Origin of the sequence: Pollutimonas harenae (assembly GCF_004153685.1) — a bacterium.
Lineage (GTDB): Bacteria > Pseudomonadota > Gammaproteobacteria > Burkholderiales > Burkholderiaceae_B > Pusillimonas_C > Pusillimonas_C harenae.
The window spans coordinates 790,619-803,610 of the sequence record NZ_SDQD01000002.1 but is presented as its reverse complement, the minus strand read 5'-3'; the positions used below and the strand labels follow the sequence as shown (position 1 = coordinate 803,610).

Here is a 12,992-nt window from a genome sequence, read left to right as displayed (position 1 = left end):
TGCCCTCATTTGATAGTACTGGCGTCTTGGCCGAAAAGCAGCTTGCGGGATGCTTCGTCGCTGACCGAGGGTGTAGTGTTGATCAGTTCGGCTTTTTCGTAGGCTCGCCGAGTGGCGGGCCGTGCTTCAATCGCATCGAACCAACGTTTAAGATGGGGAAAGTCGTTCAGATCTTGCTCTTGGCGCTTATGAGGGACTATCCACGGATAGCAAGCCATGTCGGCAATAGAGTAGTCATGCGCGATGAATTCGCGGTCAGCCAGTTGCTTGTTCAACACACCGTACAAACGGGCTGTTTCACGTACATAGCGGTCGATGGCGTAGGGGAGTTTTTCTTGGGCATAGGTATTGAAGTGATGATTCTGCCCGGCCATGGGCCCCAATCCACCCATTTGCCAGAACAGCCATTGCAGGACTTCAGTCCGCTCGCGCAATGCAACAGGCAGGAATTGGCCGGTTTTTTCCGCCAGATACAGCAAAATGGCGCCCGACTCAAACACTGACATCGGTTCCGCACCCTCAGCAGGTGCGTGGTCCACGATGGCGGGTATGCGGTTATTGGGAGATATTTTCAGGAATTCAGGCTTGAACTGGTCGCCCTTACCGATATTGACGGGAAAGATGGTGTAGGGGAGCCCGGTTTCTTCGAGAAACAGGGTGATCTTGTGCCCATTCGGAGTGGTCCAATAATGTAGATCTATCATGTGTTTCCTTTTTCCAGCGCCTTTTCAATATCGCGGCGCATTGCCTCGGGTTTGGTGGTGGAACCATAGCGTTGCACGACCTTGCCGTCCCTGCCGATGAGGAACTTGGTGAAATTCCATTTGATGCTCTGACTGCCCAGTACGCCGGACTTTTCGGATTTAAGCCAGGCGTACAGCGGATGGGAACCAGGACCGTTGACTTCGATTTTCTCGAACAAAGGAAATGTCACGCCATACTGTTGCGTGCAGAAACTGGCGATCTGTGCAGCGTCACCAGGTTCCTGATGGCCGAACTGATTGCAGGGAAAACCGAGCACCAGCAGGCCACGGTCACGGTAGCTTTGATACAGGGCTTCCAGGCCTTGATACTGAGGCGTGAAACCACATTCCGACGCCACATTCACGATCAGTAGAACTTTGTCGCGGTAGCGGGAAAAATCTATGGCTTCGCCGTCAAGGGCAACCGCAGAGAAGGCATGTACCGATGTCATGTTCGCCCTGGTTTGTGTGGATGATGTTCATTGAACTTTACCATTTAACGCCCATTGCTTGACGGCTGCCATGGTGTTGGGAACGTGGTCGTCCGGATTCGAGCTGCTGAACTCATAATAGACCTTGTGATCGGGTGTGATGACATAGGAAACACGGCCGGCCATATTGGGACGAAATGCCATGCTGGCGTCGTAGGCCTTGATCACGCTGGCAGCCGGGTCGGCGGCGACGGCAAATTTGCTGCGGCAGGCACTCACGGAAAACTCCTTGAGTTTCTCCAGATTATCGGCCGACACACCCAGCACCGTGGCACCATAAGACTTGTACTCATCGGTAGCTTCGGCAAAGTTATGGGCCTCTATGGTGCAACCCGTGGTGAATGCGGCTGGGTAGAAATATAAAACAACAGGTCCTTGCTTCAGGGCCTCGTAGAGGGAAAACTCGAACGCATCGCCGGCCAGGGTCGCTTGCAGTGTGAAGTCAGGAGCCGGCGCGCCAGGTTTCAACTGCGCCGTCGCCGTTCCTGGCAGCATACAAATCAGCACCAGCGGTGCAAGCAGGCGAAACAGCGATAAACGGGCGGATTTCATAAGGACTCCTTGCAACGGCACAGTAGGCTGCCCCGAGCGCTTTCCTGGGTTGATGAGTGCAGCGGCGGCATCAAATTCGGATAATATGTCGCTTTTATGACCATTTATCTGGCTAGGGAAGCCCTGAATCAGGGCCTTCCTAGGCACAGGCACTGGACAGGGTTCATCATAATCCGTGCTTAGGGGTTCTGGATACACGAAGCGTATATGGTAAGCATAAAGCATGACCCCTGAAATATTCGGACTGGTAATCTGTGCAGCCGCCTTGCATGCAAGCTGGAATCTCATCTCGAAAAAAGCTAATGCATCAGCAGGTCATTTTGTTTTTGCCTATCGCCTGATTTCCGCTGTTCTGTATGCCCCGTGGGTGATCTATATACTTTGGGCCGATGGCATGAGCTGGAGCCTGCAAGCCGTGTTCTTCATCGCCTTGTCCAGCCTTTTGCATCTCGGCTATAGCCTATGTCTGCAATGGGGCTATCATGCTGCGGATCTCTCGATTGTGTACCCTATGGCGCGAGGAACCGGCCCCTTGCTCTCGAGCCTGGCCGCTTTCCTGTGGCTGGGCGAGCAACCGTCCACCCTGGGTATTTTGGGCATATTCAGCATCGTCGCCGGTATCCTGTTGATCGCGTCAGATGGCAATTTGCGCCGCTTTACCTCGCCCAAGGCCTGGACCGGAGTACGCTGGGGCCTGTTTATTGGTTTGTTTATTGCCGCCTACACAGTGGCCGATGCCTATAGTGTGAAGGTATTGCTGATTGCCCCGGTCATTCTCGATTGGCTGTCAGCGTTGGGCAATGCCATGATTCTCGCTCCACGCGCCTGGATGCGCCGAACCAGCATGCTGGAGCAAATGCGCGGCAAGTGGGGATACGCACTGGCGGTAGGTGCTTTATCGCCCATGGCTTATATTCTGGTGCTGTTTGCACTGCAAAAGGGTGGTCCGGTCAGTCTGGTCGCACCTCTACGGGAAATGTCCTTGATGATGGCTACGGTTGCCGGATTCTTCATCTTGAAAGAACGGGCTTCGACGGCTCGCTTGCTTGGATGTGCAGTGATTGTGGCTGGGGTGGTGTTGCTGACGCGCTGATGCGCGTCAGTCCTTGCCGCTAGGAAACTGACCCCGCCGTAAAAATATGCAGGTGTCTGGGGCGTGCCACCAATGTGTCGAATGGCTTGAGCTGCAGCTGCGAAAACCGTTCCGCCGAAATAACGGCTTCGATGACCTCATCCGTATCCTTACGCTTGAGCTCCAGCTGCGCCAAGGGACCTATGGCATGAAAGCGCTCCAATTGCACCACTATGCCCTGTGCATCCGGAGTGTATCGCACGATATCGATATCATGCGGGCGGACATAGGCTGTACCTTCTTCGTTTTCAGCCTGGTGGTGGCCTGGTGTCTCCAGACATACATCGCCGGTTTTCAATACGCCATTTTGCAGTCGACCCTGAAACAGATTGACGTGCCCAAGGAATCCGTACACAAAAGGCGTGGCAGGGTGCTTGTATACGCTCGCTGGCGCACCGGTCTGTTCGACCCGTCCCTGGTTCATTACCACAATTTCGTCAGCCACTTCCAGGGCTTCTTCCTGATCGTGGGTAACAAAAATGCTGGTGATGTTCAATTCCTCATGCAGCCGTTTCAGCCAGCGCCGCAATTCCTTGCGGACCTTGGCGTCCAGCGCGCCGAATGGCTCATCCAATAGCAGCACGCGTGGCTCAACTGCCAGTGCACGGGCCAGCGCAATGCGCTGACGTTGGCCTCCCGATAAGGCCGATGGCTTGCGTTCGGCAATCCAGTCCAGTTGCACGAGTTCGAGCAAACGCGTCACGCGTTCACGAATAGCGTTTTCGGAAGGGCGTTCCTTGCGCGGCTTGATCCTCAGGCCGAAGGCAATATTTTCAAAGACGCTCATATGTTTAAACAAGGCGTAATGCTGGAAGACAAAACCTACTTTTCGCTCCCGCACATGGCGGGCCACTGCATTTTCCTGGTCCAGCAGGATCTCGCCGGCATCGGGATGCTCCAGACCGGCGATAATGCGCAGCAGCGTCGTTTTTCCGCAGCCCGATGGGCCCAGCAGGGCAGTCAGCTTTCCATCAGGAAATTTCAGCGATACATTGTTCAGGGCCGTGAAACTGCCGAACTGCTTATGTATATGACGAACCTCTATACTCATGTTCAATGTGCTCCTGCATCGGACTCTGACACCGCATGATGTTGTGTGAGCCACGCTACCCACGATTTCAGGGCAAGCGTGACCAGTGCCAGCATCGCCAGGAGCGATGCCACGGCAAATGCGGCAGAAAAGTTGTACTCGTTGTAAAGAATCTCCACGTGCAGTGGAATCGTATTGGTCAAGCCGCGTATATGGCCCGACACGACCGACACGGCGCCAAACTCACCCATGGCCCGGGCATTGCAAAGAATGACGCCATAGAGCAGCCCCCACCTGATGTTGGGTAAGGTCACCCGCCAGAAAGTTTGCCAGCCCGAAGCGCCCAGTACTAAAGCGGCTTCTTCCTCTTCGCTGCCTTGCGATTGCATCAGGGGAATGAGTTCACGCGCGACAAAAGGAAAGGTGACGAAAATGGTGGCGAGCACAATGCCGGGTACCGCAAACAGAATCCTGATGTCATGCTCATATAGCCACTCTCCCATCCAGCCCTGTGCGCCGAACAACAATACGTAGATCAGACCAGAGATAATCGGCGACACCGAGAACGGAATGTCGATCAGGGTAAGTAGCAAACTCTTGCTACGAAAATCAAATTTGGCAATGCACCAGGCTGCCGACACACCAAACACCACATTGAGTGGCACTGCTATCGCCGCCGCCAACAGGGTCAGCTTGATGGCCGACACCGCGTCGGGCTCGATGATGGCTGTCGCATAGGCTCCCCAACCTTTGCGTAAAGCCTCGGTGAAAACCGCAATCAGTGGCATGAGCAGAAACAAGCCCAGAAACAGCAACGCTACCGAAATAAGGGTATACCGAAGCCAGCGGGGTTCTTGCGTCACCGATGGGGTGACTGCACTATTTTCCGAGTACAGGCATGCAGGTGTTTGGGGCCCGATGATGGCAGGTTTTACCAAGCTCAGGTCGGACACACTCATGTCAATTTCCTTTTTGCTTCGGTGCTGTGGCGCGCCCGGGCTTGCAGTAGATTGATAGCCAGCAGCAAGGCGAATGAAATGAGTAGCATGACAGCCGCTATGGCGCTCGCGCCCGCATAGTCGTACTGTTCCAGCTTAGTCACGATCAGCAGTGGGGCGATTTCGGAAATCATGGGCATATTGCCAGCGATAAAAATGACCGAACCGTATTCGCCACTGGCCCGGGCAAAAGCCATGGCAAAGCCGGTCAGCAAAGCGGGAGCAATCGTCGGCAGAATCACCCTTGACAGGGTCTGCATCCGATTTGCACCCAGGCTTGCAGCGGCTTCTTCCAGTTCTTGCTCGGCTTCTTCCAGGACGGGTTGCACCGTTCGCACGACAAAAGGCAAACCAATAAAGACCAATGCAACAACGATACCCAAAGGCGCGAAGGCGATTTTGATGCCCAAGGGCTCCAGCAATCGGCCTATCCAGCCATTGGGAGCATAAAGTGCGGTCAGTGCAATACCAGCTACGGCAGTGGGCAAGGCAAAAGGCAAATCCACCAGGGCATCGATGATTTTCTTGCCAAAGAATCGATAGCGTACCAGCACCCAGGCCACCAAGGTGCCGAAGACAACGTTGACCATTGCGGCCAGGAACGCCGCTCCGAAGCTCAACTTATAGGAAGCCACTACTCGTGGTGCAGTAATGGTCTCCCAGAAATCGCTCCAACTCAGGGTAAAGGTTTTAAGAAATACGGCCGACAAGGGAATCAGGACGATCAGGCTTAGGTAGAGCAGGGTGAAGCCCAATGTCAGGTTGAACCCGGGTATGACCCGGAATGGGGCCGCACTCCGCGCCGGCTGGCTATTCAGAATAGGCATAAAGTGTTTTCTTTCTTCTTATACAAGGTCATTACCTGCCGGCAGGTTGGTAAATTTGGTCGAAGATGCCACCGTCGTCAAAGTGATGCGCCTGAGCCTGGGCCCATCCACCCGCCACCTCTTCTATGGTGAACAGTTCAATGTCGGGATGCTGGCCGGCGTATCGGGCTGCTACCTCCTTATTGCTGGGGCGGTAGTAGTTCTTGCCTGCAATGTTCTGGCCTGTAGCGCTATACAGATATTCCAGGTAAGCCTGGGCCACGGCACGCGTTCCTTTCTTATCCACGTTTTTATCAACGATAGCGACAGGTGGCTCTGCCAGGATGCTGACCGAGGGCGTCACTATTTCCACCTTTTCAGGCCCCAGCTCCTTGATGGCCAGCAGAGCTTCGTTCTCCCAGGCCAGCAAGACGTCGCCGATACCGCGTTCAACAAAAGTCGTAGTCGAGCCACGCGCCCCGGAGTCCAGCACCGGCACCTGTTTGTACAAGTCGCCTACGAATTCCTCGGCACTTTGCTCGCTGCCACCCGGAAGGCCCAGAGCGTAACCCCATGCAGCAAGATAGTTCCAACGCGCCCCACCTGAGGTCTTGGGGTTAGGAGTGATGATTTGTATGCCGGGTTCCAGCAAATCCCCCCAGTCCTTGATGTGCTTGGGATTGCCTTTGCGTACCAGAAAAACAATGGTGGACGTATAGGGCGCACTGTTCTGCTTGAGTTGCCGCTGCCAGTCAGTCGCAATGGCTCCGTGTCCGGCGATTGCATCAATATCGGATGCCAGGGCAAGTGTGACCACATCCGCCTCCAGTCCATCTATGACTGAGCGTGCCTGCTTGCCTGAGCCGCCGTGTGATTGCCTGATGGTTACTGTGTCGCCAGTCTTCTCTTTCCAGTAATCCGCAAATGTCTGGTTGAACGCCTGATACAGCTCCCGTGTGGGATCATAGGATACGTTCAATAAGGACACCTCCGCAGCATGAGCAACGGGGGTGGCTAGCAAGGCAGCTATAAGTGCCGATTTGAATATTGACGTAAATCTCATGAATCTTCCTGTCCTAACGAGTGTGGGGTGGCCCGGTATCTAGACTACGGAAGCCTGCGCCAAAACAGAACGATTACTTTTTCCAATATTTATAAGCTGTGCGCATAATGTGCCCGAGCTATATGCTTAAGACGTGCGGAATCGGGTAAGCTATTTTCTTTTTTTTGCGCTACAGGATCGATCGATGAGTCTTTATGCCCAGTTGCAGGAACGCGCTGCTCAGAACAAACCCATACGCGTCGGATTAATAGGTGCAGGCAAATTCGGCGCCATGTACTTGTCACAGATTCCACGTACGCCGGGTGTGCATCTGGCTGGCATCGCCGACTTATCGCCCGAAGCAGCCCGCAACAGTCTTGCACGGGTCGGCTGGAAGCCTGAACAGTACGGCGCAAGCTCTGCCGATGAGGCTTTGCGTACAGGCTCCACATGGATCACCGACGACTGGCAGGCTTTGGTCAGCCTGCCCGAGATTGATGTTGTGGTGGAATGCACCGGAAATCCCATTGCGGCGGTCGAGCATTGCCTGGCTGCTTTTGCTCAGGGCAAGCATGTCGTCAATGTAACGGTCGAGGCCGATGCCTTTTGTGGCCCGCTGCTGGGCCGGAAAGCCGCTCAGGCTGGTGTGGTGTATTCCCTCGCGTTTGGCGACCAGCCGGCACTTATTTGCGACTTGGTCGATTGGGCCCGCACCTGCGGATTCCCGGTCGTTGCGGCTGGTCGCGGGCATAAATGGCTGCCACATTTTTCCGAGTCAACACCCGATACCGTCTGGGGCTATTACGGCCTGACGCCTGAACAGGCAGAACGCGGAGGTTTGAACCCCAAGATGTTCAATAGTTTTCTCGACGGCTCCAAACCTTCTATAGAAAGCTCTGCCGTGGCCAATGCCACTGGCCTGCGTGTGCCGTCGAACGGGCTGCTTTACCCACCAGCCAGTATTGAAGACATTCCTTTTGTCACGCGCCCCATCAGCGAAGGTGGTGTGCTGGAAAGCAAAGGCATGGTCGAGGTGGTTTCGTCATTGGAAGCCGATGGCAGGCGTATTCCCTACGACATACGCATGGGTGTCTGGGTAACCGTCGAAGCCGAAACTGACTACATCAAGAACTGTTTTGAAGAATACAACGCACACACCGATCCTTCAGGCCGCTATTTCACTTTATACAAACGTTGGCATCTGATCGGCCTGGAAGTGGGCATGTCCGTGGCTTCTGTAGCCTTGCGCAAAGAGGCCACAGGGGTTGCCACATGCTGGCAAGCCGATGTCGTGGCCACGGCCAAACGTGACCTTAAACCAGGCGATATTCTTGACGGCGAAGGCGGCTATACGGTCTGGGGCAAGCTGCTGCCGGCACAGAAATCAGTCAGTATTGGCGGGCTGCCTCTGGGCCTGGCGCATGGCATCAAAGTACTGTGTCCGGTAGCCAAGGGGCAATCTCTAAGTTGGTCTGATGTAGATATCGACACCAGCACACCCGCTTATCGGATACGCAAGGAAATGGAATCACTTATCCCACCGCAAGCCCAGTAAAGCTGGGTAAGCCAGGCTTCGATCCCTGCAGCCTGGCTTTTCATAGTACTGATGCAGTTGTACCTCTACGGTTTACGACAACCATCACATCCTGTACAGTGCTTCCTGACTCACCAGAGATGGCGGCTGCACATCTCATGAACGCATAGCGGAGAATGATGCATGAATCTCGATGCACTGATGCTGGCTCGAATTCAGTTTGGATTCACAATATCCTTTCACATTCTTTTTCCCGCCATCACCATAGGATTAGCCAGTTATCTGGCCGTGCTCGAAGGCTGTTGGCTCAAAACGGGCAAACCGGTATACAGACAGCTCTACCATTTCTGGATCAAGGTATTTGCCGTCAATTTTGGCATGGGCGTTGTCTCTGGCCTGGTCATGGCCTATCAGTTTGGCACCAACTGGAGTTATTTTTCCGATTTTGCCGGCAGCATTACCGGGCCACTGCTGGCCTACGAAGTCCTGACCGCTTTTTTCCTTGAGGCGGGCTTTCTGGGTGTGATGTTGTTCGGCTGGAATAGGGTAGGGCCAGGCCTGCATTTTTTCTCCACTGTCATGGTTGCCCTGGGCACACTCATGTCGGCCACATGGATTCTGGCGTCCAATAGCTGGATGCAAACGCCTGCGGGCTACGAGATCATCAACAATCAAGTGGTACCCGTCGACTGGCTGGCGGTAATCTTCAACCCGTCGTTTCCGTATCGCCTGGTGCATATGGTCATTGCCGCCTTTCTGGCTACAGCGCTGATGGTGGGGGCTTCTGCGGGCTGGCACCTGCTCAAGCGCAACGATACGCCGGCCATACGTAAAATGCTGTCCATGGCTATGTGGATGCTGCTTTTCGTGGCGCCCATACAGGCGATGGTGGGTGATTTTCACGGGCGCAACACACTCATACATCAACCAGCCAAGATCGCGGCCATAGAAGGGCACTGGGAGAACACGCCGGGCGAAGCCGTGCCTCTTACGCTCTTTGGCTGGCCCGATATGCAAGAAGAAAAAACCCACTTCGCGCTCGACATTCCCCACTTGGGCAGCCTTATCCTGACCCATAGCTGGGACGGCCAGTTTCCAGGTCTGAAAGAATTCGCCAAAGAAGACCGCCCCAATTCGACCATCGTGTTCTGGTCCTTCCGGATCATGGTGGGACTGGGCGTGCTGATGATAGGACTGGCTTTTTGGGCAGCCTGGGCTCGCTGGAAAGGCTCACTCTACCGATCACCACTACTGTGGCGCTTTGCCCTGTGCATGGGCCCCAGCGGGCTTATCGCATTATTGGCTGGCTGGTACACCACCGAAATCGGCCGCCAGCCCTGGGTGGTATACGGTGTGATGCGTACCGCTGACGCCGTCAGTCCTCATGGGGCGCTCGAGGTCGGGCTGACGCTGATTTTATTCGTCGTCGTTTACTTTATGGTATTTGGAGCCGGTACGGTATATATGCTGCGGCTGATACGCAAAGGTCCCACTGCACAAGAGCTCCTGCCTCCCGGAGGGCCGGGCGAAGCACGCACACCGTCACGACCGCTCTCGGCGGCCGGCCGGCCGCAGAAACCTCTGGTACCCGATGGTCGACCAGCTCCCATCAACACTGACAAGGATGAATGACATGGGTATCGATCTGGCTCTGCTGTGGGCAATCATCATTCTGTTTGGTGTACTGATGTACGTAATCATGGATGGCTTCGACCTGGGCATAGGCATACTTTTCCCCTTCGTACCCGCCAAAGAAGACCGTGACATCATGATGAACACCGTTGCGCCAGTGTGGGATGGTAATGAAACATGGCTGGTGCTGGGCGGCGCAGGCCTGCTGGCTGCATTCCCCCTGGCTTATTCCGTCATTCTCAGCGCATTTATGCTGCCTTTGATATTCATGCTGCTAGGGCTGATCTTTCGCGGGGTCGCTTTTGAGTTTCGCTTCAAGGCTGAGGAGCACAAGCGTCATTGGTGGGACAAGGCCTTTATTCTGGGCTCTGTGACCGCCACCTTTTTCCAGGGTGTGACCCTGGGTGCTTATATGCATGGCGTGCAAGTGATTGGTCGCAGCTATACGGGCGGCCCCTTCGACTGGGTCGCTCCATTTCCCTTGTTTACCGGCTTGGGCCTGTTGGTGGCTTACGCCTTGCTGGGTTGCACCTGGCTGATCTTCAAAACGCAGGACGCCTTGCATGACCGCATGCTGCAGCTGGCCAGACCGCTTACCCTGACATTGATGGGCGTGATAGGCATCATCAGTATCTGGACGCCACTGACCCATAGCAATATTGCCGAGCGCTGGTTCACGCTGCCCAATATATTCTGGTTCGCGCCCGTGCCCGTGCTGGTGCTTTTGACTGCGTTTTACCTGCTGCGCTTGCTCAGGCAAGAGCCTCATGCTGGCCCCTTCCTACTGACACTAGCCTTGGTTTTCCTGGGTTATAGCGGTCTGGGCATCAGCATCTGGCCCTATATCATTCCGCCGGATATTTCAATTTGGGACGCCTCGGCACCGCCGCAAAGCCAGGGCTTTGCCCTAGTAGGGGCCTTGCTGATCGTGCCCATGATCCTGATGTACACAGCCTGGTCTTATTATGTATTCAGAGGCAAGGTAGTGTCGGGCGAAGGCTACCACTAGTGGAGCAAGTTGAGCGCAAACGGCTCTGGGCCAAGCGTCTGGCCTGGATGCTGGGCATCTGGCTTGCCAGCATCGCTGCGCTGGGGCTGGCGGCTTATTTGCTGCGCCTGGTCATGAATGCCGTCGGCATGACGGCCTGAGAGTGTACTGGTCTTTGGGGCTGACAGCCCGATATCAGCTTAAGCGAACGGGTGAATAGCCGGCTTCACGTATGGCTGTTTCTATGGCATCGGCGTCGGGCGCACCATTGATCTGCACGTGATGGTTGTCGAGCCTGATGTCGAGCTCTGCACCTGGCGCAATGGCTTGCACGGCCTTGGTAATCGTGCTCGCGCAGTGACCGCAAGTCATGTCCTTGATTTCAAATTCCAGCATGTTTAGCTCCTTGTGATTTGGGCCAGTGCTTGGGGCAGCCATGGCAATAGTCGGACTATAAACCTTACAACAGTGACAAGGTCAAGCCTGGAGTTTCAGGCGCCACAAACACTGTGGGGACACCCAAACAGGGTGTCCCCACAGTGTGATAACCGGGAAACTGTACAGCTGTAGTTTAGCTGGACAGTTTCAGGGTGCCGGTCATGATGGCCCAATGGCCGGGGAAGGAGCAGAAGAAGGCATAGTTTTCGCCAGCGGCCAGTTTGCTGACATCAAACTTAACTGAAGTGGTTTCACCACCGCCGATAACCGGGGTGTGGGCAATAACACGAGCGTCGTCGGGTTTGACGTAATCGTTGTCGAGGCCGGCAGCCATGCCATCAGTGGCAGCGCCTTGCTTGTCGGCTTCTTTGGTGAGCACAACGTTATGGCCCATGGCTGCCTTAGGCAGTTGACCGGTGTGCTTCAGGTTGATCGTGAATTCAGTGCATGTTTTGTCGACAATGATTTCTTTGGTGTTGAACTGCATGGCATCGTTGCCCTCAACGGTGACGTCGCACTGGGCGGCCAGTGCTGGCAGGCTCATGACGGACAACAGGGCGGCGAAAGTGGCTTTTGCTAGCATAGGAATTCTCCAGTTGAAAAAAAGTGGCGGCATCACATGAATGCCCTATAGTGGTATTGGAACTCATTACACAACAAGAAGTCTTGATTCACATCAAACCAGTAGGGGTTTTCCATAACCAGGAGCTTACATGCACGATCTTATCATTGAGACCCGGGAACACGATCTCGGAGGTGGGTTTAAAGTAGGGCGTGTGCTGCCATTTCGCAAGCGCCGTATGGTGGGGCCGTTTATTTTCTTTGACCGCATGGGGCCGCATACACTGCCCGCACCTGTGCCGCAGCATATGGACGTTCGGCCGCACCCTCATATAGGTCTGTCTACCGTTACTTATCTGTTTGAAGGTCAAATGACGCATCGCGACAGCCTGGGGGTGGAACAAACCATCTTGCCCGGCGCCCTGAACTGGATGACGGCAGGATCAGGCATCAGCCATTCTGAACGTTTTGACGGCATGCGCACACAGGGTGGCCGCATAGATGGTATACAAGCATGGGTTGCAGTTCCCGAAGCCAACGAAGAAGACACGCCTGATTTCGCTCATTACTCGGCCGACGACCTGCCCAGTTTCAGCGATACTGGCATGTCTGGCCGAATGATTGCAGGTAGCGCTTATGGCGTAGACAGCCCTGCTAAAACTCATTCGCCCTTGTTTTATGCCGATATCACGCTTGAGGCCACAGCCTCTATCGCATTGCCAGACTCTCATCCTGAACGGGCAGCCTATATTGCCAGCGGCGTCATCGAGTTTGAAGGCCAGCGGTATCAGGCTGGGCAGATGCTGGTGTTTTCGGCAGGTGGGGCGCCGGTGCTCAAAGCGCTAAATGACTCGCGGCTGATGCTGCTGGGGGGCGAGCCATTGGGTGCCCGCCATATATGGTGGAACTTTGTATCGTCACGCAAAGAGCGTATTGAACAGGCCAAGGCAGACTGGATGGCTGGACGCATAGTCTTGCCTGAACACGATAATGGCGAATTCATTCCTTTACCACAGACGGTGGCGTAGCCTCGCAGCAGGCGAGG

The 12,992-nt window shown here is 54.9% G+C and carries 15 protein-coding genes; 6 read left to right on the top strand and 9 right to left on the bottom strand.

All coding sequences use genetic code 11. The annotated features are described in order from the left end of the window. Positions 1–5: 5 nt before the first annotated feature. Genes ERD84_RS10625 through ERD84_RS10615 form a run of 3 tightly spaced genes read right to left on the bottom strand, consistent with a single transcriptional unit; the run spans position 6 to position 1,786 of the window. Positions 6–704 carry a glutathione S-transferase N-terminal domain-containing protein gene (locus tag ERD84_RS10625; protein WP_130039584.1) on the bottom strand — a complete coding sequence of 233 codons (699 nt, stop codon included), beginning with the start codon at positions 702–704 and terminating at the stop codon, positions 6–8. Then, positions 701–1,195 carry a glutathione peroxidase gene (locus tag ERD84_RS10620; protein ID WP_130039583.1) on the bottom strand — a complete coding sequence of 165 codons (495 nt, stop codon included), beginning with the start codon at positions 1,193–1,195 and terminating at the stop codon, positions 701–703. The genes ERD84_RS10625 and ERD84_RS10620 overlap by 4 nt, the downstream gene beginning before the upstream one ends. 27 nt (positions 1,196–1,222) lie before the next feature. Next, positions 1,223–1,786 carry a peroxiredoxin gene (locus ERD84_RS10615; protein WP_130039582.1) on the bottom strand — a complete coding sequence of 188 codons (564 nt, stop codon included), beginning with the start codon at positions 1,784–1,786 and terminating at the stop codon, positions 1,223–1,225. 223 nt (positions 1,787–2,009) lie between these two features. Here ERD84_RS10615 and ERD84_RS10610 point away from each other — a divergent pair, with 223 nt between their 5' ends. Then, complete coding sequence (locus tag ERD84_RS10610) at positions 2,010–2,879, top strand: DMT family transporter (protein ID WP_130039581.1); 870 nt, start codon at positions 2,010–2,012, stop codon at positions 2,877–2,879. 19 nt (positions 2,880–2,898) lie between these two features. Here the strand turns inward: ERD84_RS10610 and ERD84_RS10605 are convergent, their stop codons facing one another. The 4 genes from ERD84_RS10605 to ERD84_RS10590 are packed head-to-tail and all read right to left on the bottom strand — an operon-like array spanning position 2,899 to position 6,815. Beyond that, on the bottom strand, positions 2,899–3,969 hold the full coding sequence (locus ERD84_RS10605) for a sulfate/molybdate ABC transporter ATP-binding protein (RefSeq protein ID WP_130039580.1): 1,071 nt from the start codon (positions 3,967–3,969) through the stop codon (positions 2,899–2,901). Between the two features lie 2 nt (positions 3,970–3,971). After that, positions 3,972–4,907, bottom strand: coding sequence for a sulfate ABC transporter permease subunit CysW (gene cysW / locus ERD84_RS10600; RefSeq protein WP_130039579.1), 936 nt, complete (start codon positions 4,905–4,907; stop codon positions 3,972–3,974). Further along, positions 4,904–5,773, bottom strand: coding sequence for a sulfate ABC transporter permease subunit CysT (gene cysT / locus ERD84_RS10595; RefSeq protein ID WP_130039578.1), 870 nt, complete (start codon positions 5,771–5,773; stop codon positions 4,904–4,906). Before cysT ends, cysW begins: the two co-directional genes overlap by 4 nt. A 31-nt stretch (positions 5,774–5,804) precedes the next feature. Continuing rightward, the gene (locus ERD84_RS10590; RefSeq protein WP_130039577.1) at positions 5,805–6,815 is read right to left on the bottom strand and encodes a sulfate ABC transporter substrate-binding protein; all 1,011 of its coding nucleotides are present in this window, start codon (positions 6,813–6,815) and stop codon (positions 5,805–5,807) included. A 184-nt stretch (positions 6,816–6,999) separates the two neighbouring features. Here ERD84_RS10590 and ERD84_RS10585 point away from each other — a divergent pair, with 184 nt between their 5' ends. The 4 genes from ERD84_RS10585 (at position 7,000) to ERD84_RS10570 (ending at position 11,109) form a co-directional block, all read left to right on the top strand. After that, on the top strand, positions 7,000–8,349 hold the full coding sequence (locus ERD84_RS10585; RefSeq protein ID WP_130039576.1) for an NAD(P)H-dependent oxidoreductase: 1,350 nt from the start codon (positions 7,000–7,002) through the stop codon (positions 8,347–8,349). A 162-nt stretch (positions 8,350–8,511) separates the two neighbouring features. Beyond that, positions 8,512–9,960, top strand: coding sequence for a cytochrome ubiquinol oxidase subunit I (locus ERD84_RS10580; RefSeq protein ID WP_130039575.1), 1,449 nt, complete (start codon positions 8,512–8,514; stop codon positions 9,958–9,960). Between the two features lies 1 nt (position 9,961). Further along, a complete protein-coding gene (gene cydB, locus ERD84_RS10575) occupies positions 9,962–10,969 on the top strand; it encodes a cytochrome d ubiquinol oxidase subunit II (protein WP_130039574.1) in 1,008 nt (335 codons plus the stop codon). Next, complete coding sequence (locus ERD84_RS10570) at positions 10,969–11,109, top strand: DUF2474 family protein (protein WP_130039573.1); 141 nt, start codon at positions 10,969–10,971, stop codon at positions 11,107–11,109. The genes cydB and ERD84_RS10570 overlap by 1 nt, the downstream gene beginning before the upstream one ends. A gap of 34 nt (positions 11,110–11,143) precedes the next feature. On the opposite strand, the gene ERD84_RS10565 is transcribed toward ERD84_RS10570, so the two are convergent. Together ERD84_RS10565 and azu are read right to left on the bottom strand one after the other, a co-directional pair. Then, a complete protein-coding gene (locus tag ERD84_RS10565) occupies positions 11,144–11,344 on the bottom strand; it encodes a heavy-metal-associated domain-containing protein (RefSeq protein WP_130039572.1) in 201 nt (66 codons plus the stop codon). Between the two features lie 175 nt (positions 11,345–11,519). Beyond that, the gene (gene azu, locus ERD84_RS10560) at positions 11,520–11,969 is read right to left on the bottom strand and encodes an azurin (protein WP_130039571.1); all 450 of its coding nucleotides are present in this window, start codon (positions 11,967–11,969) and stop codon (positions 11,520–11,522) included. 130 nt (positions 11,970–12,099) lie between these two features. On the opposite strand from azu, the gene ERD84_RS10555 reads away from it, so the two are divergent. Beyond that, positions 12,100–12,975, top strand: coding sequence for a pirin family protein (locus tag ERD84_RS10555; RefSeq protein ID WP_130039570.1), 876 nt, complete (start codon positions 12,100–12,102; stop codon positions 12,973–12,975). Positions 12,976–12,992 lie beyond the last annotated feature (17 nt).

Coding starts and splice junctions, on each gene's coding strand:
- ERD84_RS10625 (WP_130039584.1), bottom strand. CDS start 704: ATGATAGATCTACATTATTGGACCACTCCGAATGGGCACAAGATCACC.
- ERD84_RS10620 (WP_130039583.1), bottom strand. CDS start 1,195: ATGACATCGGTACATGCCTTCTCTGCGGTTGCCCTTGACGGCGAAGCC.
- ERD84_RS10615 (WP_130039582.1), bottom strand. CDS start 1,786: ATGAAATCCGCCCGTTTATCGCTGTTTCGCCTGCTTGCACCGCTGGTG.
- ERD84_RS10610 (WP_130039581.1), top strand. CDS start 2,010: ATGACCCCTGAAATATTCGGACTGGTAATCTGTGCAGCCGCCTTGCAT.
- ERD84_RS10605 (WP_130039580.1), bottom strand. CDS start 3,969: ATGAGTATAGAGGTTCGTCATATACATAAGCAGTTCGGCAGTTTCACG.
- cysW (WP_130039579.1), bottom strand. CDS start 4,907: ATGAGTGTGTCCGACCTGAGCTTGGTAAAACCTGCCATCATCGGGCCC.
- cysT (WP_130039578.1), bottom strand. CDS start 5,773: ATGCCTATTCTGAATAGCCAGCCGGCGCGGAGTGCGGCCCCATTCCGG.
- ERD84_RS10590 (WP_130039577.1), bottom strand. CDS start 6,815: ATGAGATTTACGTCAATATTCAAATCGGCACTTATAGCTGCCTTGCTA.
- ERD84_RS10585 (WP_130039576.1), top strand. CDS start 7,000: ATGAGTCTTTATGCCCAGTTGCAGGAACGCGCTGCTCAGAACAAACCC.
- ERD84_RS10580 (WP_130039575.1), top strand. CDS start 8,512: ATGAATCTCGATGCACTGATGCTGGCTCGAATTCAGTTTGGATTCACA.
- cydB (WP_130039574.1), top strand. CDS start 9,962: ATGGGTATCGATCTGGCTCTGCTGTGGGCAATCATCATTCTGTTTGGT.
- ERD84_RS10565 (WP_130039572.1), bottom strand. CDS start 11,344: ATGCTGGAATTTGAAATCAAGGACATGACTTGCGGTCACTGCGCGAGC.
- azu (WP_130039571.1), bottom strand. CDS start 11,969: ATGCTAGCAAAAGCCACTTTCGCCGCCCTGTTGTCCGTCATGAGCCTG.
- ERD84_RS10555 (WP_130039570.1), top strand. CDS start 12,100: ATGCACGATCTTATCATTGAGACCCGGGAACACGATCTCGGAGGTGGG.